We start from the raw sequence: 20127 nt of genomic DNA on the forward strand, positions 1-20127 counted from the left end.
TATTATAAGAATTAAGGGTAGTGTAAATTATGAAAATAAATCAGAACTTAAATATCGATCTCCTCGATCACAAATAATGGCTACTAAAACACCGCTTTCTAAGGTTTCTGCTAGTTTTAATGCTGCGGTTACAGACCCGCCACTACTCATCCCAGAAAAGACACCTTCTTCTTTGGCCAATCTTTTCGCCATTTCTGTCGCTTCTTCCTGGCTAACTTCGATTACCTGATCTACTTTTGAAGGATTAAATATTTTAGGAAGGTATTCTTTTGGCCATTTTCTAATTCCTGGAATTCTGGATTCATCAGTGGGTTGTACTCCAACAATCTGAACATCTTTAGATTGCTCTTTGAGATAAGTAGAAGTCCCCATAATAGTTCCTGTGGTTCCCATAGAGGATACAAAGTGTGTGATTTGCCCATCTGTATCTTTCCATATCTCTGGACCAGTAGTCTTGTAATGAGCTTTCCAGTTATCATCATTGGCAAATTGATTCAGCATGATGTACCCTTCGTTTTTTACTTTAGCTTCAGCATAATCACGTGCACCTTCAATCCCAACATCCTGAGAGGTAAGCGTTACTTTTGCTCCATAAGCCCTCATGGTTTGCACACGCTCTTTCGTAGAGTTTTCGGGCATTACCAACTCAATATTCAACTTAAAAATACCAGCAATCATCGCTAAGGCAATACCAGTGTTTCCACTAGTAGCTTCGATAAGTTTAGAAGATTGATCAATATCTCCGCGGTCTAGAGCAGACTTAATCATATTATAAGCCGCACGATCTTTGACGCTTCCGCCAGGGTTGTGACCTTCTAATTTTAGATATAATGTAATATTTGGATTTTTTATTAAGGAAGTAGCTTTTACCAAAGGCGTGTTTCCTATGAGGTCTAAAATGCTATGGGACATTAAATAACTTTTTTGATCTTTATTTCTGATGTATTTGATATAACAGAGTTTTCTGGTACCGAGGATGTAATCCAGGCATTACCACCAATGGTACTATTAGCACCAATCACTGTACTACCACCAAGGATAGTAGCATTGGCATAAATCGTAACATTATTTTCTACTGTAGGATGTCTTTTTACATTTCGTAGTTTTCTATCTACATATAAACCTCCCAAAGTAACTCCTTGATAAATTTTTACATTATCTTTTATAATGGCAGTTTCACCTATTACAATACCCGTTGCATGATCAATAAAGAACGATTCTCCAATCTCTGCGCCAGGATTAATATCTGTTCCTGTAAGCCTATGAGAATATTCAGTCATCAATCTTGGTATTAATGGTAGACCAAATTTTAATAATTCATGACTTAATCTATAAATAGCAATAGCATAGAATCCAGGATAAGCAAGATACACTTCCTCTATAGAATTGGCCGCAGGATCACTTTTCATAAAAGAATCTGCATCCTTATTTAGTTTTTCTAATATTTCTGGCAGTTTCTCTAAATAGGATTGCCAAATTTTACTACAAGGTTTTTCAGTTTCCCAACAGGCAAGATCAACTAGCTCCTCGAAAGTTTTTTCGAGAATGTCTATATTCTTTTCTACTTCTGTATCAGAATCGAATAAAGTGTAGAAAAGAAGATTAGTAAAATACTCTGTTCTTTCTTTTAATTTTAGTTTTAGATTAGGATTCTTTTTCTGCTCCTTAATCTTAGCTATAACCTGATCTTTTTCTTTAGTCATTGTGCCTGTTTTGAAAAGTCTAGTAAATATATAGAATAAAGAAATAGAGAAGTCCTAATTCTTTGTAAATACTTACATTTTTTACGGAATTATAACATCTCGCTTCAAAAATTCCGATTTATACATAAAATTACGTTAAACTTAGTGATGGCTTATAGATTTTAGTAATTTTAAATGCCAAACTTTATATATGAATATGATACCAAAAACAGCTTTTGAGTTTCTAAAAGATCTAAAAAAAAATAATCACCGTGATTGGATGCAAGAACATAAAAAGCGATATCAATCTAATGAGAAGGAACTAAAAGCTTTTTATGCTGCAGTTGTAGATAGATTAAATGAAGAGGATGAAATAGAAAAAACAAAAGTTTTTAGAATTAATAGAGATATTCGATTTAGTAAAGATAAGACACCTTATAATGTACATCGAAGTGTAAGTTTTAGTCGTGCTGGAGCGCATAGACGTGGAGGGTATTATCTTAGATTAGAACCTGGAAATTCCCAGATGGCAGGTGGTTTTTTTGGTCCAGAACCTAAAGATTTACTACGTATAAGAAAGGAATTTGAAATGGATGATCAAGAAATTCGTGAGATTTTATCTAATGCAGAGTTTCAAAAAGCGTTTGGAGGGTTTAATACAGACTATCAGGTAAAAACTGCACCAAAAGGTTTTAGTAAAGAACATCCTGCGATTGATTTGATAAAAAATAAGTCCTTTTTTGTTACCAAGAGCTTTACGGATAAAGAAGTCTTTTCAGAAGGTTTTTTAGATAATCTTACATATCATTATAGACTTTTACGACCATATTTTGACTATATGAGTGATGTATTGACAACGGATCTAAATGGCGTTTCTCTGTTAGAGTAATTCGTGTAATTTTTTACCAGTATTTGCGACTATTAGAATCGAATTTTAACCACAACATAAATCAACAAAATCTTAAAAAATGAAATGAGCTACAACATTTAGGTTCATATATAACAAAATGTTCAATTGCGAATTCCATTTGACAATTAAAAAACTATAAAAAAAGAACAAATGAAACGAATAGCAATAAACGGGTTTGGACGAATCGGGCGAGCTGCACTAAAAGTAATTATGGATCAACCCGAATTAGAAATAGTCGCTGTGAATGATTTAATGACTATTGAAAATGCACAGTATTTATTAAAATACGATAGTGTATATGGAATTTATGATAAGGAGGTAACAATCGAAGGTGATTCTTTGATAATAGCTGGTCAAAAAGTTAAATATTTGACACAAAGAGATCCAGAATTACTTCCTTGGAAAGAACATAACATTGATGTTGTTATCGAAAGTACAGGTTTTTTTACCAATAGGGAAGATGCGGAAAAGCATATAAAAGCAGGAGCAACCAATGTTGTTATTTCTGGCCCAACGAAAAGTAAAGATACACCAACTGTAGTGCATGGTGTGAATACAGAAGATGGTAAAACAGCTATATTTTCTTGTGCTAGTTGTACCACAAATAATATTAGTCCTGTTGTAGAAATTTTAGGTAGAACAATTGGAGTAAAGAAAGCTATCTTAAACACTATTCACGCCTATACAGCATCTCAAACTTTGGTAGATGCACCATCGAAGAAAAATCCGAGAATGGGAAGAGCAGGAGCAGTAAATTTAACGCCAACTACTACTGGAGCTGCTATAGCCACTACAAAAGCTTTACCACAATTTGAAGGTAAGTTTGATGGAATAGCAGTAAGAACACCTGTTCCTGTAGGTTCTGTAAGCGATGTTACATTTATTGCAGAAAGAAATACAACTGCAGAAGAGATCAATAAAATACTAGAAGAAGAAGCCAAAACTGATAGATATTTGAAGGTATTGGATGTTACCTATGAACCTATAGTTTCTTCCGATATACAAATGAATCCTTATGCATCTACCGTAGATGCTTCTATGACTAGAGTAGTAGATGGAGATTTAGTGAAAATTATGATCTGGTACGATAATGAATGGGGATTCACAAATCAGATGATTAGACAGATATTGGAGTTATAATATTAGAATTTGATACAAACCTAAGTATGAAGACTTTTGTTTGTAATAATTTTAACACAAACTAAACTTTCGTATTATATTTTTGAGATCTTATCGGCACCACCAAAGGGTTTAATGCCACATTATTTTTAAAACATAAAATTTAATACGAAAGTTTTTTTTTATGAAGTTATGGATTAGTGTATGCCTTTTCTTCTTGCTAGGACAGCAGACTTTTTCTCAAGAGGTAAGTAGTTCAGAAAAGAAATCATTTTTAGTGGGTACTACGGAAGAAGGTATGACTATAGATGGTAAACTTGATGAAGCTATCTGGAAAAAGCTAACACCTGCCAAAGACTTCATGCAATATTTTCCTAATGATTCTTTACCTGCCGCAGCACAAACAGAAATTTATATGTGTACGGATCAAAAGAATCTTTACATCGGTATTAAATGCTACGCAGCAGGAAATGATTGGAGAGTAGAATCTCTTAGACGAGACTATCGTGCGGGAGGTAATGATAATATTACCTTGATTTTTGATACTTTCGATGATCAAACAAATGCTTTTTATTTTGGTATCAATCCAGAAGGGGTTTTGAGAGAAGGAACCATAAGTAATGGGGGTAATGTCATTCAGGATTTTTCTACTTCATGGGATAATAAATGGAGAGGTAATGCCCAAAAGTATGATGGGTATTATACTGCAGAACTAGAGATTCCGTTTAGTACGTTTAGGTATCCAACTCCTTCAAAAAAATGGGGTTTTACTTCGTATAGATTTGATACGCAATCTAACGAAATAAGCGTGTATCCAGGCACACCAAGAAATCAGATTGTTTTCACTTTAGCATATCCAGCAGAGATGATTTGGGAGGATGATTTAACGACAAAAAGTAGTGCGATATCATTAATACCATTTGTTTCTTCAGGAATTAATAAAGACTACGAAGACGGAACACCTACGGATCAGATTTTTGAAATAGGAGGAGATGCAAAGATTGGGTTGACGCCTGGATTAAATCTTGATTTAACCGTGAATCCTGATTTTTCACAGGTAGAAGTGGATACACAAATTACAAATCTAGACCGTTTTGAGATTTTTTTTCCCGAAAGGAGGCAATTTTTCTTGGAAAATGCAGATTTGTTTGGACAGTTCGGTTTTTCAAATATCAATCCATTTTTTTCCAGACGTATTGGAGTTGCTCAAGATGTTGTTACAGACGAGTTAGCTCAGAATAGAATTTACGGAGGACTTAGAATTAGCGGGAAACTGGATCCAAAGACACGTGTAGGTCTACTAAATATGCAAACCGAGGCCCGCAGCAGTCAGGGAATTCCAGCGACCAATTTTGGAGTTGCAGTAGCACAGAGAAAGATCGGTGTACGTTCCAATATAGGCGTTATTGCGGTTAATAAACAAGCAATAGACTTTGATCAAAACCTTGATACTTTGGATATCAATAGATATAATCGAATGATAGGATTGGACTACAATTATTCTACTAGAAGTAATACTTGGTTTGGGAAGAGTTTTGTTCACGGCACTTTTTCACCAGATACAGATCTCGCAATCGCCCAAGGATCTACTCTAAATTATAATACAAGAAAATTTGGAGCCTTGTGGAGACATGAGTATGTGCATGAAGATTATAATGCAGAAGTTGGATTCGTACCTAGAACGAATTATTTCCGGATCAGTCCTAGCGCAGAGTTACGATATTATCCGCAAAACGATTTTTTGAATAATCATAATTATAGTGTATCTGGAGATGTTTTTTGGAGACCTGAATTTGGAAAAACGGACCATTTCTTTTCAGTAGGTTGGGGAGGAGAATTATCCCAACGTTCTAACTTTGGATTTAATCTAAATCATAGTTATGTTTATTTATTCGATCCATTTGATCCTACGGGTACAGATTCTACTGAATTAGCAGCTGATCAAGATTTTTCTTGGGTTAGTTTTACTGGAAATTATAGGAGTGATAGGAGAAAGGTATTTAGTTGGAATCTTAGTCCTTACATTGGTGAATATTTTAACGGGTGGCGTTATGGTACTCGTGGTGGTTTTAATGTTCGTTTTCAGCCCAAAGGCTTTTTCTCTTTAAATTATGCAGTGAATGTATTTGATTTACCACATTTGGAAGGTACTCGTGAGACCTACCTTATTAGTCCAAGAATAGATTATACACTGTCTAAAAGTTTATTCACTTCAGTTTTTGTGCAGTACAACTCGCAAAGTGATAATACCAATATCAATGCTCGAATTCAGTGGAGATTTGCTCCAGTTTCTGATCTTATTCTCGTTTATACGGATAATTATTTTACAGGAAATGATGCTAGTCCAGCGGATCGTTTTGCCTTTGATATACGAACAAGATCTATTGTGCTTAAAGTTACTTACTGGCTTAATTTATAAGAAAAAGGTCGATTATTAAAACCAACCTTTTCCATACATTAAAACATTGTTTATATTAGATCTGACTTAGTCCACCATCGACTTCTAATTCTACACCATTAATATAAGAAGCATCTTCTGAAGCTAGGAATAATGCTGATTTAGCAATTTCTTCAGAAGTTCCGAATCTTCCTAGTGGTACTTGTTCTGCAAAACTTTTTCCCATTTCTTCAATTACATCTTCTGATAGTCCCATTTTTCCATAAATCGGAGTTTCAATAGGTCCAGGAGCAATCGCGTTTACTCTAATTCCTCTGGATTTCACCTCAGATGTAAGTACTCTTTGATATGCACGCAAGGCTCCTTTAGAAGCTGAGTATATTCCATATCCCTCAAAACCTTTTTGATGTACAATGGAGTTCGTAAATAAAATCGTACCTCCATCATTAATATGTGGTAGCGCTTCTTTAGCAGCGATAATAGGTCCTTTGACATTAATATCAAATATTTCGGTATAGTGATCCACTGTAATATCCGTTGTTGGGGTAGGAGGTGCGATTCCAGCATTTAGAAATAAAACATCTATTTTACCATATTTGTTTGTCGCTTCCTGAATAAGATGTTTATTATCTTCGGGTTTAGAAACATCAGCTTTCACAGTGATGAAATCTCCTTCTAATTCTTTAGCAACTTCGTCTAAAGCCTCTTGTCGTCTTCCAGATACAACTACTTTAGCTCCTTCTTGTAAGTATAATTTTGCGGTTGCTAATCCAATACCACTGTTTGCTCCTGTAATTACGGCTACTTTGTTTTCTAATTTTTTCATTTTTTTAGTTCTATTTTATTAATGATTAAATGTTATTTATAATTTCTGTTGCTTTTGCGATTACCTGTTCTGCATCAGCCATAATCTGATCAGAATTAATAAACTCTATATCAGTAATTCCAAGAAAATTCAGAAAGGTCTTCATATATCCTGTTACATGATCCACACCAGTTCCAAGTTTTGTTCCGCCAGTTGTAATGATTACATATGCTTTTTTGTTTTCTAAAAGTCCTACAGGACCATTTTCGGTATACTTAAAGCTAATACCAGCACGGGAAATAAGGTCTATGTAAGCTTTTAATCCCGCTGTGACCCCAAAGTTGTACATGGGAACAGAAAATATATAAGTATCTGCTTTTGAGAATTCTGAAGCTAAAATATTCGAGGAAGCTACGGCTTCTCTTTGAGTAGATGTTTGCTGATCTTCTGGTGTAAAGTATGCCGTAACGCTGTCTTCATTGCCCAGTGTTACTAGTTCATCATAATATGCATCTCTTTTTAGGGTGCTGAATTGTTCGGATTTTTCAAGTTTCTCTTGTAAAACATCTGCTAGTTGTCTGCTAATGGACGTTTGTTTCCTTGGACTACTGTCTATTCTTAATAATGCTTTCATTTTATTGTTTTATTTGAAACGATCGTTTCATATTAGATTAAAAAAAATTATTTAAGTACTGATAATATTGTATGTATCAGGTTTTCAAGCTCTTCTTTATTCGTGTTTAAAATCCCTGTCATTCTCAATCCCTGGATCGAAGAGTACAAATACAACGCATATTGCGCGGCTGTTTGATCTTCATTAACGATCTTTTCCATTTGACCATTATGCACTACATCTTCAAGAAATGCCATCATTTGTTCCTGATTTTGTTCCATAAAGGAACGAATTAATGGTTCTTGATTCACCATTTCGGACTTACAGTTAACAATTAGGCATCCTTTATGATCTTTATCTTCAATAATATCGCTTATATACCAACAAAATATAGACTGTAATGTGTCTAAAGCATTTTGATTTTGAACAATCTCTTTGCCCATTTTCTTGTTACCGTTATTACGATAAAAAGACAATACTTCCATAAACATACCAAGTTTGCTTCCAAAAGAGTTGTAAATACTTGATCTATTTAAACCTGTAGCATCTACTAAATCTTGCATAGAGGTACCATTGTATCCTTTTTTATGGAATACTTCGGTTGCGTTATGCAAAACATTGGTTCTATCGAAAGTTTCTACTTTTGGCATGTTATTGAAATGAGCGTTTCAAAAATAAATAATATCTGAATATCGAATTGTTATAGAAATATTAAAGTTTTTAAATAATTAAAGTACTCGTTTCATGAGATGGTCAGTCTGCAGGTCGTTTCCTAATAAAAATGGATGTTCTCCAAACTTTATAAAACCATTTCTTTTATAAAATTTTATGGCTCTTATATTTCTATTCCAAACTCCTAACCATACAAAATCTACTGTATATTTCTCAGCAAACGTTATAATCCAATTTAGTATGTGAAGGCCTATTCCTTTTCCCTGATGCGCTTGAACCAAATAAATCCTCTCAATTTCTAATGAGTTACCGGTAATAGTCTCCGTTTGGGCCGATCCAAAATTGAGTTTTATGTATCCAACGATATCTTTTTTGTGTTTTATAAAATAGAAGTAAGACTCTGGATGTAAGATTTCCTGAGTAATTTTTGGAAGAGTAAAATATTGATCCAGATATTTCTGAATATTTTCTTCTGTATTTAAAGGTGGTCCAAAAGATTGATAGAAGGTAGCTTTTCCAATATTAAGCATTGTATGGTTATCTTCGGGAAGTACTCTTACAAAATTTAATTCCTTAGATTCCATCATCTTTTAGTAGACTATATTATTCGTTTTATCACTCGTAATTTATGTGTGTATAAACGGCGTTCTCCATTAAAGATACCCGTATGATCTATACGATCCACGCGCACCTTGCCGTGCGCATGGATAATATAGTTATCTTTCATTATAATGCCTACATGGGTAATTGCACCTTCATCATTGTCAAAAAACGCTAAATCGCCTGGTTCACTTTCTTCAATAAAACTAAGAGGATCCCCTTGCGTAGCCTGCAAAGACGCATCTCTTAACAATTTATATCCATTAAGCTTGTAGACCATTTGGGTAAAACCGCTACAATCGATTCCAAAATTTGTTCTTCCTCCCCATAAATAGGGAGCATTTAAGAAAAGATAAGCAGTCTCTATCAACTTTTCCTTAGGTTGCTGTTTTTGTATTCGATTACCTTCATAACTATGTTGAAAATAGTCTAATGCACTTAGAGAAGAACCTAATGAAATAGGCATTAACTGATCATTCTCGCAACTTACGAAGTCGATTAAGTCAGATGCTATATCAATTGGTTTATTATCAAAGTCTTTATATGTTTCTTCGGTAATTTCTAGATACTGTTTATTGTCAATCCATCCTTCATAAGTATCAAAGGCCAATCGTATTCGACTCCATTTTTTGCGTTTTTCTAAAACTTTAAAATGTTCTCCGTATAGTACCTGTGAAACCATTTCACTAGGATCATTAGGTTCAGAACGAAGAGGCACAATACTAAGATTGCAAATACCGTATAACATATGTATCCTTAAAAGCTAATTATTTTATTAGATATGATAGCATCAAAAACACTATTATACACGCTCAATTACCATTGCAGAAGCACCACCACCACCGTTACATATAGCAGCAGCTCCTATTTTTGCATTATTTTGTTCTAATACACTCATTAATGTAATCAAAATACGAACACCAGAACATCCTAGAGGATGCCCTAGAGATACAGCACCTCCATTTACATTTGTGTTTGTATCGTTTAACCCTAGTATCTTCATATTGGCAAGACCTACAACAGAAAATGCTTCGTTAAATTCAAAGAAATCTACATCTTCTAAGCTAATACCAGCTTTATCAATTGCTTTTGGTAACGCTTTAGCAGGTGCAGTAGTAAACCATTTAGGTTCATGTGCAGCATCAGCATAGCTTTTAATCTTTACTAATGGTTTTAGATTCAGTTCTTCAGCTTTTTCTGCGCTCATCACAACTACTGCTCCAGCACCATCGTTGATAGTAGAAGCATTTGCAGCAGTTACTGTTCCGTCTTTTGTGAATGCTGGTCGTAACGCAGGAATTTTTTCCATTTTTACGTTTTTATATTCTTCATCCTCAGTAACCATTACAGGTTCTCCACGACGTTGTGGTACTGGTACTGGAACTACTTCATTCGCAAATTTACCTTCTGACCAAGCTTTCGCTGATCTTTCATACGACTGAATTGCAAAAGCATCTTGATCTTCTCTACTAAAATTATGTTCTGTTGCACACAAATCAGCACAAACTCCCATGGCATTTTGATCGTATACATCTACCAAACCATCTCTCTGCATTCCATCTTCTAATGTTTGCGGACCAAATTTGTGACCTGCACGTAATCTTACATAGTGTGGAATTAAGCTCATATTTTCCATTCCTCCTGCGATCACAATATCAGCATCACCTAACGCTATAGCTTGTGCAGCGTGCATGACTGCCTTCATTCCACTTGCACATACTTTATTTACTGTAGTACAAGGAACATGATTACCGATTCCTGCTCCCAATGCAGCTTGTCTAGCTGGTGCTTGTCCATTTCCCGCCTGTACCACATTACCCATAAATACTTCCTCTACTAAAGAAGGATCTAGATTTATTTTTTCCATAGCTCCTTTGATGGCTATAGATCCTAATTGTGTTGCAGGAACGGTTGATAAACTTCCTAAAAAACTACCGATTGGTGTACGTGCTGCGGATACTATTACAACGTCTTTACTCATTATATTGTGTTTAATATATGTATGTTTGTTATTTTGCGAATTTAAGGATTTTTGAAGGATAAACATAGCTTAGTTTTTTACTGATTTTGCAAGTTCTCTATCCCATTATCCTTCTATTTTCTATTCCAATTTGTACTGACTTATTTTTTAGTACTTTTGGATACCCATACGAATATCGAAGTGAAGAATTTTTTTAACAATTTTTATAAAAATCAGTCCCTTTTATACAAAGGGTTCTTGTTCACAAGTACGCTAGTACTCATTGTTTATTTATTTCCAAAAGGAGGTGTTTTTAAATATGAGTTTACAAAGGGGAAACCATGGCAGTACGAAAATTTATACGCTCCTTTTGATTTTGCAATAGCTAAAACTGAAGAAGAAATAGCTGCTGAGAAAAAGAGAATTAAAGATAACAACATCCCTTATTTCGAATATGATACAATCATTTCAAATGCTGCTAAAGACACGTATGATGCTGCTTTCAAAAGTAATTTAGAAACACTAGACCAAAGTAGTTCTGGAAAACAAGCAAAACTCTTCGGTAGAATATTACTTAATGACATTTATCGATATGGTGTGTTGCAAGAGTCCTATAGTTATGAAAATAAACGTCAAATATTTCTTAGTAAAGGAAATAAAGCAGATGCAATTACATTCGGACAGATTTTAACGCCTAGCTCTGTTACAGCACTTATCAATTCTAGAATTGAAAAAAGTGAATATGTAAAATTTAAGAGCGGTTTTGTTGCGCTTTTTTATGATCTGGTAAAGCCGAATGTATCACTCAATCAAAAATTAACTGAAAGTACCCTAGAAAATGAACTTGCTCAGGTATTAAGTACTCGTGGAAGTGTGTCTAAAGGTAGTAGAATTATTGCTAAAGGGGAAGTTGTAGAAGGCAATCGACTACAGATATTAACGTCGTTAAAAGCAGAATATGAATCCCAAGTTTGGAGTGATAAGAATTTTTATTGGATAGTATTTGGATACGGTATACTAGTATCTTTAGCGTTATTAATGCTATTATTATTTATTAGAAAGTATCGAAGGGATATTTTTGATAATAATACACAGGTAACCTTTATCGCTTTTAATATCTTATTAATGGTATTGATCACCACATTGGTTGTAAAATATAAATCCGATTACATATATATTGTTCCTTTGTGTATTTTACCTTTGATTCTAAAGGCCTTTTTTGATTCCAGATTAGGATTGTTTACACACGTGGTTACTGTACTTATCTTAGGGTTTGTGGTGCCTAATAGTTATGAGTATACATTTTTACAAATTATTGCTGGTATTGTTACGATCTTAACGATTTCAGAATCTTATAAGAGAGCAAATCTATTTATAACCGTAGGTCAGATTACAATGATCTATATTCTTGCATATATTGCATTTCATATCATTCAGGAAGGTAATATAACTGATATTGATTGGACCACGATAGGATTATTTATTATAAGTGGTTTTGCTACTCTGATTGTACATCCGTTGATCTACGCTTATGAAAAGATGTTTGGGCTTATTTCCGATGTTTCTTTATTAGAATTAAGTGATACGAACTCTTCCTTGCTAAAAGAGTTATCAGACAAAGCTCCAGGAACATTTCACCACTCTCTTAATGTTGCAAATATAGCTGAAGCTGCTGCAAATGAAATTGGTGCTAATGCCATGTTGGTAAGAGTAGGAGCCTTATATCATGATATTGGTAAAATGGCAAATCCTACATATTTTACAGAGAATCAAACCGCTTCTGGAAATGCTCATGATATATTATCTCCTAAAGAAAGCGCAAAGATTATCATTAATCATGTGATTAGAGGAATCGAAATTGCTAAAAAGTATAATTTGCCAGATCGGGTAATTGATTTTATAAGAACACATCATGGTACCAGTACGGTTTATTATTTCTATATGAAAGCCAAAGAAATAAATGAAAATGTAAATATAGAAGATTTTCAATATCCTGGTCCTAAGCCTTTTTCCAAGGAAACGGCTATTCTTATGATGAGTGATAGTGTGGAAGCGGCATCTAAAAGCTTAAAAAACCCTACTAGTAGCCTTATTGATTCATTTGTAGAAAAAATTGTGAATAAGCAAATGGATGATGGACAGTTTTTAAATGCAAATATTACATTTAAAGAAATTCAGCAGGTAAAAAAAGTGTTTAAAAGAAAGCTTACAAATATTTATCATTTAAGAATAGAATATCCGGAATAAATAGATTCTGGTATGCTATTTGATTAGGATAGTACTTCACAAAATCATCAAATTGAAGTACTATGAAAACCAATCATTTTTTAGTAATTATCTTTTCCGTATTAATAGCAAATCAATCTTTTGGTCAAGTTAGAATTGGAGGAGGAGTTTCTGTAGATATCAATATAGATCTTCCTATTCCAGAAGTAATTGTTGTTGGGAGAAAGCCTAGTCCAGTAATTATTTCGAGAGCCCCAAAACCAGTATACGAAAATATTTCTTTTGGAGAAATCCAAAATCAAAATGGACCCTATGGTAGACAGATATATCAAGTAACTGATGCACAGTTAGAATCATATAATGGGGGAGAAGAGCGCCTTATTTATGCTTTGGACTCTGGAGATATACTGGAGATTTTATTAATTACTGCCAATCCACAGGACTATAATTACCATAGTTATAATTCTTGCGAATGTTCAGAGAACAACCGAATTGCAGAAGTTATCCTGAATAATCAGCCAATCGAACTAAGAGATGGTAGTGTTTCACTACAACCAAGACAGAACGGATTTCATTCGGTTATCAATCTACACAGTAGATTTGAAGGAGATTTTAATGGAACGGTTAATTTTTAGAAAGATATTTTTTATCCATCCAAAAGGTTCCAAATGGTATAATGGAACATAAGAGAACAATAATTAGCGTTTTATTATTCCATTTTTTTTCCGGTTTAATCAGGAAAGCAAAAACGATATACAATAAAAATAAAAATCCGTGTGCCATACCAATCACTTTATTGGGCTCAGGAGAAGCAAATAAATATTTTAACGGCATGGTAACAAACAAAATAAGTAGATAAGAAATTCCTTCTAAATAACTTATAAGTCTGAAAATAGTAGTCATATGCAAATACTTAGTTTATAATATCCGCAAAGGTAAGGTTCATAACAGATTGCTCAGAGAAAAAGTCAATTTTTATTTGGGAAATCTAGCTCAAAAACCTCTAAATGGAAATAAGTAATCGCAGAAAGCAAATGATCAAAGATGTCGGCTACTATTTTTTCATAGTTTTTCCATTCTTTATCATTACTAAACGCATAAATCTCTAATGGAGTTCCATAAGGTGTAGGTGCTAGTTGACGACTCATAATGGTCATTTCATTATTTACATAAGGATGATTTTGTAGATATAACTCTACATATTTTCTAAACAATCCCATATTGGATAAATTACGACCATTGATTAAAATATCTTTGTTGATCTGTTTTTCTGTATTGTAATTGGTTATATTTTCTTGTGATGCTCTTATATACTCTTCGATTAATGAAATTTTTTGAAGTTCGATAATATCAGATTCGGATAAGAATCGAATACTAGAAGCTTTAATTAAAATGGCTCTTTTTATTCTTCTTCCTCCAGAATCCATCATTCCTCGCCAATTTCTAAACGATTCCGAAGTAAGATGATAGGTGGGTATAGTGGTAATAGTTTTGTCAAAGTTCTGCACTTTCACAGAAGATAAATTAATTTCGATTACATCACCATCGGCACCGTATTTATCCATAGTAATCCAATCTCCAATTCTCACTGTATCATTTACTGCAACTTGTATACTGGCTACAAAACCAAGAATACTATCTTTAAAAATTAAAAGAATTACCGCAGACATTGCTCCTAGTGCAGTAAGAAAAGTCCAAATAGATTTTCCAGTAAGAGAAGAAAACATAAAGATACTGCCAATAGCCCAGACGATGATCATAAAAATCTGTACATAGCTATCTATCGGCTTATCTTTAAAGGAGTTTAAAGATTTTAAAAAATCACGGAATGTTCTTAAGATACTTCTTACAATCCAGATGGTTAATCCGATTACCAAAATATCAAATATTACTTCTAAATAATATTCGGCAACTGGAAATGCTATAAATAACTTTGGTATTACCCAAACACATATCGATAGCGGTATGATATGAGATAGGTAATCAAAAGTTTTGTTTTTTACCAAATAATCATCAAAGGTATTTTTGGATTTAGAAGCATACTTTCTAAATAAACTTAATACTACTTTATGAATAATTCGATCAAGTATAAAAACAACTAGTAGTAAAACTAAGATTCCTATAATTACATTAAGATACTCGGCCAGTTGTTTAGAAACATTATTTTCTACGAGGAGCTTGTAAAAGAATCTTGTTAGATCTTGCATTTTTAGAAATAAAAACGAGAGCTATATATCTACACTAAATTAAAAATAGCTAGCGCATACAAATAAAATCGTACAAATCGAAGTAATCCAAATAAAAGATAACTTACGAAAGAATATCTAATCATACCAGCGGCTATACTGGTAATGGAAAATGGAATTGGTAACAATGCACCCACTACAATTAAAAAACCTCCCCATTTTCGAGTATTTTTTATGTGTTTTGCCATTTTTACTTCTAAGTATTCGTGTACTGCTGGTATTTTGGTGATTGCCTTTCCTATAAAATAAGATATAACACCTCCAAGATAGGATAGTAAAGCCAATATAGATAGATATAAAATAGGACTTGCAGCTTTATCACTCCAAGCAATAAAAATTTCTGGTGGAATAAGTCCTAAAAGGGATTCTGAAGCGAAAAATACACTAAAAACAATATAATCCGCGTAGTTTTCTGTTACATAGATCAATAAGTCATTAATATTAATTACGAAATAATTAATAATTAATAGTCCAGCAATGAACAATAGAATAGGAGGTAAGGCTTTTTTAAGGCTAGTTCCTAAAAACTTATAAAAACCAGTATAGCTATAATACTGATGTAATAATTGTAATCGTGTTTTTTTAACAGATCGGGGATTCATTTTCATAACAATTTTTCCACAAGGCAACAAAAATAATATTTTAATGATTCTTAGACGTTTATAAAATCATAAATTTTGTCGTCAATTTGTTATTATTATTACAAGAATTAAATAAACTTTGTTTTGAAGGATTTATTGTTTTGTATCAATGAAAAAAGACCTTGATAATCAAAGTCTTTTTTTTTAATATTATTAAGTAAAGTGATCTTTAGAATGCGTTCAGGGCATCTCTATAATCAGATAAATCCATGATATTCATTTTGTTCTTAATATCTTTTAATAAAGAAATTAAATACATTAAACTCTCTACAGGATCTACTTCACTATTGTTTTCTGGTGCAACCTCAGTATCTTCTATTGGATCATCATCTGGGATTGGTATTAAGAAACTATCATTTTCTTCTATATGTTCGTAAGTAAGTCTTAATACTTTAACCACTAAAGGTACTTGCTGTTCTAGTGCATAAGACCTTAAATCCTTAAGATCTTCTATTAATGTGTCCGTATTTATTCCAGATGTTTCAATATCGACCAGAATCTTGTCAATTAATTTGAGTGCCTTTTTATTTTCCAAGGATTATATAATTAGTAGGGTTTTAAAAAAATGATTTCGGCAAATTTAACTCTTTATATACTTCTTTAAAATCTTTTAAAACAATAAATTTATTTTTTAGGCCAAAAAAAATAAATTAAAAAAAAGTAAAATTAATAATTAGAGGAATTTTCCCCTTAATAAGCTGATAAATAATCGTTTATTTGGAATAATTTTACGTAATGCTTGTATTCCAGCTAAAGTTTGAGGTTAAACCGTAACCATAATTCCTTAATCCTCTTTATCTTTGAAAAGTATTCCAATTACAATTTTTCCCTTACTTTTTTTGTTTTCCCCAACACTTACCTCCTTGAATACAGGAGGTAAGTTCTTTTTAGGACATATCTATTAAAATAATGCTACTGTAGTATTTTCATTTTCAGGTTTTATAGTAATTAATAGCCTACGTTTTCCTAAAGTACTCACTTTATATACTTTAGTTCCGACAGTCCAGTTTTCCTTTCTAGTTGCTTGTGGCATCATAGGAAAACCATAACTAAATCTTGATCCATCAGGTTTTGGCCCAACAACATAGAATTGATTTCTGGTAATTGAGTTATTTTTTATTTTAAATTTGATAAACTTAGCATTAGGATTTTTGATTTTTTTAGTTTTTGAAGCTATTCCTTTTATATCTCCTTTTATTTTTTTAGGAGTATTCAAAACCTCCAATTTTGCATTTTTATTCAAATTTGTTGTTAATTCTTCCATTACTCGTACTTTGGCACTGCCACGGCTCCAAATATCAATACGTGCATTTTCTGCTATTAAATTAGATGCATTAACTGAAGCCATTTCTGCACCAATTCGTAATTCTTTTGTTTTTCCTTCTAGAAATATTTTACCAATAGGTGCTAAAATCTGTATGTAATCATTATTTAGATTTATGATTCTGGTTATATCATGAGTTCCACTTTCTACAACTCTTAGATTAGGAGCGCCAATTACTATTTTTGCATTTTCTGATGGAGATATCCATTCTTTTTGATCCAAATGTAAAGTGCCGTTTATTACTTCTTTATCAATGTATTCTAATAAATTAGAGTCTGTAGTTATTGTAATGCTTTCTTCTTTCGATTGGTCTATAATTACTTGTGCGTAAAAGTTAATTTTTACCTTCGTAATGTTATTAACGTTATAAGTTTTAGTAACAATTTCTTTGTTACCTCTTATTTGTGCCACTGCTGTAATACTTATGAATAGAACAATTAAATGTGTGATATTTCTCATGACATTATTTTTTTAAATGAAATTTTGTGTTAATTTATTATTAGTTTTAAATGACCACTTCTTAGTTAATACATAGTCAATTCCAAATCTTCCTGATCCTAAAATGAGATTATAAATCCCAATCCACAGGAATCCCATGGCAGGCAACATACCCCATAGTCCTTGATCCCATTTTTGGAAGATAATTGCTACTAACATCGTACAAATGATAAAGAATGATGCTATTCTTGTTTTAAAACCAAGAGATAAAAAAACGCCACCAATGGCTTCACTTGCTGCACCCATCCATGCGAAGAATACTGGAAACATTGCAAATACGCCTCCGTATTCTGCTATGTCTTTTGGAAACCACTCTACAACTTCTAGGAATCTTAGATCGGGAGAACCTTCAGGACTCCAAGGAACTCCAAATTTACTTCCACCAAAATTTACTGCTAAAAAATAACCACATACAATTCTTGGAAAGGCAAATAATAAATCTGCTGACCAATGCTTCATTGTAATAGGTTGGATAATTCTTTTGATCACTGTTTTCATGACTGAAACGATTTTTAGATTGTTTGATGGTTCAAATGTCTGAATCGTTTCTTAGTACTACGCCCCAAAACAAAATAGGACGGCTCAAATCATGATTTGAGCCGTCCTATTTAAGTGAGTCGTTACTATTACTGCCTATTTCATGGCTTCTAATAATACAATTTCATAATCAGAGTTTATAGTTACATTTCCATCTCTTACAGTGGTTTCTGTTCCAGAATAGGTGTCAATAACGGTTGTTCCATCCTTAAAAATAGTATCTACTTTAAGGGTTTTAGTTCCTTTTCTCTGATTTAATCCAACTACTACTTTGTCAACAATATTATCTTTGTTATAAGTTCTGGAAAAAACATATGGTGATTCGTTGATCATTTTATGTTTTCCAGCACCAATAGATGGATGATTCTTTCTAAAATTACCAAGTTTTTGCCAATGTTTAAGAAGTAATTTAGTGTCTTCATTTTCCAAATCTTCCCAATTCATCTTTGATCTTAAAGTGGCATCACCTTCAGTTCCTTCTATGATTAATGATCTCGCTGTTTCGTCACCGTAGTAAACTTGCGAAATTCCAGGTGTTAATAAAAGCTTAGTAGCTGATTCAAAAGTCTTTTTTCTTTCTTTATCAAAGGGATCTCCGTCATCATGAGAGCTGATATAATTCATCACACTTTTTCCAATTAATCCAGTATGAAGCGCAGCACTATATTTACTATACAATTTCTCGTAGTCTAATTTCTTAGCATCATATTTAAATTGAAAATTAATAAGGTTGTCAAAACCATTGGCATAATAATCAACTTTGCGGTCACCAAAATCATAAAAACGTTTACCGTCAATTCCATATCCATATAATTCTCCTAAAACGTAGAATTCGTTATTATCTAATACTTTTTCGGGATTATTCTTTTTCCATTCGGCAAATGCAAGTTTAGCTTGTTCCGCCAGTACAGCCCAAACGCCTTCTTCTACATGTTTTACTGTATCTACACGATACCCATCAATACCTAATTCTCTAACGTAATCTGTTAACCACTTGATAATATAATTTTTAGGAGTTTTTTTAAGGCCAGTTTTAGCAAAAAAGATTTCAAGTTCATCCATTTCACTTTCCAAACGTCCTTCTTCTTTCCATTTTTTTAGTAAAGGTTCTGGTAACTTTACTTCTTCATCACTTTCAGTTTTTACATCTGGGAGATTAGCTACCAATGTACATTTTACAGCTGTTTCATAATCTTTGTAAGAACATTGAGGTCCAGTTCTTACCCAATCATCGGACCAAACGGGATCTTTTTCTGTAACAGGACCTGTATGGTTAATTACAACATCCATTAGAATTCTAATTCCATTTTTATGCGCAACTTCAACAAGTTTTTTTAAGTCATCATAAGTTCCAAAGTTGGGATCTATTCTTGTCCAGTCTTTAGCCCAATATCCATGAAAAGGGTAGGTATTTCCAGTACCTTCATCAACACTGTCGTGTATTTGTTCCACTAACGGATTTACCCAAAGTGCATTGATACCGAGATTAGCAAAATATCCTTCTTCAATTTTTTGTATGATTCCTTTAATATCACCTCCTTCAAAACCTCGTAATACCGCTGTTTCTTTTGTTCTATCAAGAACCTCATCGTTACTAGTATCTCCATTATTAAATCTATCAGCAAGTAAGAAATATACATTTGCTCCTTCCCATATAAAAGGAATTTTGTCAGTAGTTACAGGTGTAACTTCTTTTGTTTCTTTCGTTTGGATTATCTCTTTTGGTGTTTTAGTTTCCTCTTTGCACGAGACAAATATGCTCAGGCAAATTAGAAGAATAGCAGTTGATAAATGTTTCATGTGTTTGTTTTTGTATTCCATAATTTAAATGATGGAACTATCGTAATAAATAAGAGTTTAAGATGCTAATCTATAAAAATGCCTTAAAAAAAACGA

General features: G+C 33.0%; 20 protein-coding genes. 5 read left to right on the forward strand and 15 right to left on the reverse strand.

Annotated features, from left to right (window positions below):
* Window positions 1–27: 27 nt before the first annotated feature.
* On the reverse strand, window positions 28–912 hold the full coding sequence (cysM, locus tag Q1A73_RS02565; RefSeq protein ID WP_299601216.1) for a cysteine synthase CysM: 885 nt from the start codon (window positions 910–912) through the stop codon (window positions 28–30).
* Window positions 912–1703, reverse strand: coding sequence for a serine O-acetyltransferase EpsC (epsC, locus tag Q1A73_RS02570; protein ID WP_299601218.1), 792 nt, complete (start codon window positions 1701–1703; stop codon window positions 912–914). Before epsC ends, cysM begins: the two co-directional genes overlap by 1 nt.
* A 190-nt stretch (window positions 1704–1893) precedes the next feature.
* On the opposite strand from epsC, the gene Q1A73_RS02575 reads away from it, so the two are divergent.
* From Q1A73_RS02575 to Q1A73_RS02585, 3 genes are all read left to right on the forward strand, one after another.
* The gene (locus Q1A73_RS02575) at window positions 1894–2571 is read left to right on the forward strand and encodes a DUF2461 domain-containing protein (protein WP_299601219.1); all 678 of its coding nucleotides are present in this window, start codon (window positions 1894–1896) and stop codon (window positions 2569–2571) included.
* A gap of 171 nt (window positions 2572–2742) precedes the next feature.
* Window positions 2743–3732 (forward strand): glyceraldehyde 3-phosphate dehydrogenase NAD-binding domain-containing protein, encoded by a 990-nt coding sequence (locus Q1A73_RS02580; protein WP_299601220.1) that lies wholly within the window; start codon window positions 2743–2745, stop codon window positions 3730–3732.
* 163 nt (window positions 3733–3895) lie between these two features.
* Window positions 3896–6130 carry a DUF5916 domain-containing protein gene (locus tag Q1A73_RS02585; RefSeq protein ID WP_299601221.1) on the forward strand — a complete coding sequence of 745 codons (2235 nt, stop codon included), beginning with the start codon at window positions 3896–3898 and terminating at the stop codon, window positions 6128–6130.
* A 55-nt stretch (window positions 6131–6185) separates the two neighbouring features.
* Here Q1A73_RS02585 and Q1A73_RS02590 read toward each other — a convergent pair whose 3' ends face one another.
* The 6 genes from Q1A73_RS02590 to Q1A73_RS02615 form a co-directional block, all read right to left on the reverse strand.
* The gene (locus tag Q1A73_RS02590) at window positions 6186–6935 is read right to left on the reverse strand and encodes a glucose 1-dehydrogenase (protein WP_299601224.1); all 750 of its coding nucleotides are present in this window, start codon (window positions 6933–6935) and stop codon (window positions 6186–6188) included.
* Between the two features lie 25 nt (window positions 6936–6960).
* Window positions 6961–7548: an NAD(P)H-dependent oxidoreductase gene (locus Q1A73_RS02595; RefSeq protein WP_299601225.1), complete on the reverse strand. Its 588-nt coding sequence runs from the start codon at window positions 7546–7548 to the stop codon at window positions 6961–6963.
* A gap of 47 nt (window positions 7549–7595) precedes the next feature.
* Entirely contained in the window at window positions 7596–8177 is a 582-nt protein-coding gene (locus tag Q1A73_RS02600) for a TetR/AcrR family transcriptional regulator (protein WP_299601226.1), read from the reverse strand.
* Window positions 8178–8255: 78 nt separating this feature from the next.
* Window positions 8256–8786 (reverse strand): GNAT family N-acetyltransferase, encoded by a 531-nt coding sequence (locus Q1A73_RS02605; RefSeq protein ID WP_299601227.1) that lies wholly within the window; start codon window positions 8784–8786, stop codon window positions 8256–8258.
* An 11-nt stretch (window positions 8787–8797) separates the two neighbouring features.
* Window positions 8798–9547 (reverse strand): C40 family peptidase, encoded by a 750-nt coding sequence (locus Q1A73_RS02610; protein WP_299601229.1) that lies wholly within the window; start codon window positions 9545–9547, stop codon window positions 8798–8800.
* Between the two features lie 54 nt (window positions 9548–9601).
* On the reverse strand, window positions 9602–10780 hold the full coding sequence (locus Q1A73_RS02615) for an acetyl-CoA C-acyltransferase (protein ID WP_299601230.1): 1179 nt from the start codon (window positions 10778–10780) through the stop codon (window positions 9602–9604).
* Window positions 10781–10960: 180 nt separating this feature from the next.
* Between Q1A73_RS02615 and Q1A73_RS02620 the strand changes: the two genes are divergently transcribed.
* Both Q1A73_RS02620 and Q1A73_RS02625 read left to right on the forward strand, forming a co-directional pair.
* Window positions 10961–13006: an HDIG domain-containing metalloprotein gene (locus tag Q1A73_RS02620; RefSeq protein ID WP_299601232.1), complete on the forward strand. Its 2046-nt coding sequence runs from the start codon at window positions 10961–10963 to the stop codon at window positions 13004–13006.
* Window positions 13007–13068: 62 nt separating this feature from the next.
* Window positions 13069–13620, forward strand: coding sequence for a hypothetical protein (locus tag Q1A73_RS02625; RefSeq protein ID WP_299601233.1), 552 nt, complete (start codon window positions 13069–13071; stop codon window positions 13618–13620).
* On the opposite strand, the gene Q1A73_RS02630 is transcribed toward Q1A73_RS02625, so the two are convergent.
* The 7 genes from Q1A73_RS02630 to Q1A73_RS02660 all read right to left on the reverse strand — a co-directional run bounded on the left by Q1A73_RS02630 (window position 13610) and on the right by Q1A73_RS02660 (window position 20031).
* Window positions 13610–13888, reverse strand: a complete 279-nt coding sequence (locus Q1A73_RS02630) for a DUF3817 domain-containing protein (protein WP_299601234.1) — start codon at window positions 13886–13888, stop codon at window positions 13610–13612. The genes Q1A73_RS02625 and Q1A73_RS02630 overlap by 11 nt on opposite strands.
* Before the next feature lie 65 nt (window positions 13889–13953).
* On the reverse strand, window positions 13954–15192 hold the full coding sequence (locus tag Q1A73_RS02635; RefSeq protein WP_299601236.1) for a mechanosensitive ion channel domain-containing protein: 1239 nt from the start codon (window positions 15190–15192) through the stop codon (window positions 13954–13956).
* Between the two features lie 29 nt (window positions 15193–15221).
* Window positions 15222–15839: a VTT domain-containing protein gene (locus tag Q1A73_RS02640; RefSeq protein WP_299601238.1), complete on the reverse strand. Its 618-nt coding sequence runs from the start codon at window positions 15837–15839 to the stop codon at window positions 15222–15224.
* 202 nt (window positions 15840–16041) lie between these two features.
* Window positions 16042–16407, reverse strand: a complete 366-nt coding sequence (locus Q1A73_RS02645; protein WP_299601240.1) for a hypothetical protein — start codon at window positions 16405–16407, stop codon at window positions 16042–16044.
* A gap of 366 nt (window positions 16408–16773) precedes the next feature.
* Complete coding sequence (locus Q1A73_RS02650; protein ID WP_299601241.1) at window positions 16774–17655, reverse strand: DUF2807 domain-containing protein; 882 nt, start codon at window positions 17653–17655, stop codon at window positions 16774–16776.
* Window positions 17656–17667: 12 nt separating this feature from the next.
* Window positions 17668–18192 carry a DoxX family protein gene (locus Q1A73_RS02655; protein WP_299601243.1) on the reverse strand — a complete coding sequence of 175 codons (525 nt, stop codon included), beginning with the start codon at window positions 18190–18192 and terminating at the stop codon, window positions 17668–17670.
* A gap of 135 nt (window positions 18193–18327) precedes the next feature.
* Window positions 18328–20031, reverse strand: coding sequence for an alpha-amylase family glycosyl hydrolase (locus Q1A73_RS02660; protein ID WP_299601245.1), 1704 nt, complete (start codon window positions 20029–20031; stop codon window positions 18328–18330).
* Window positions 20032–20127: the final 96 nt, after the last annotated feature.

Origin of the sequence: uncultured Aquimarina sp. (genome assembly GCF_947492115.1) — a bacterium.
In the GTDB taxonomy this organism is placed as follows: domain Bacteria; phylum Bacteroidota; class Bacteroidia; order Flavobacteriales; family Flavobacteriaceae; genus Aquimarina.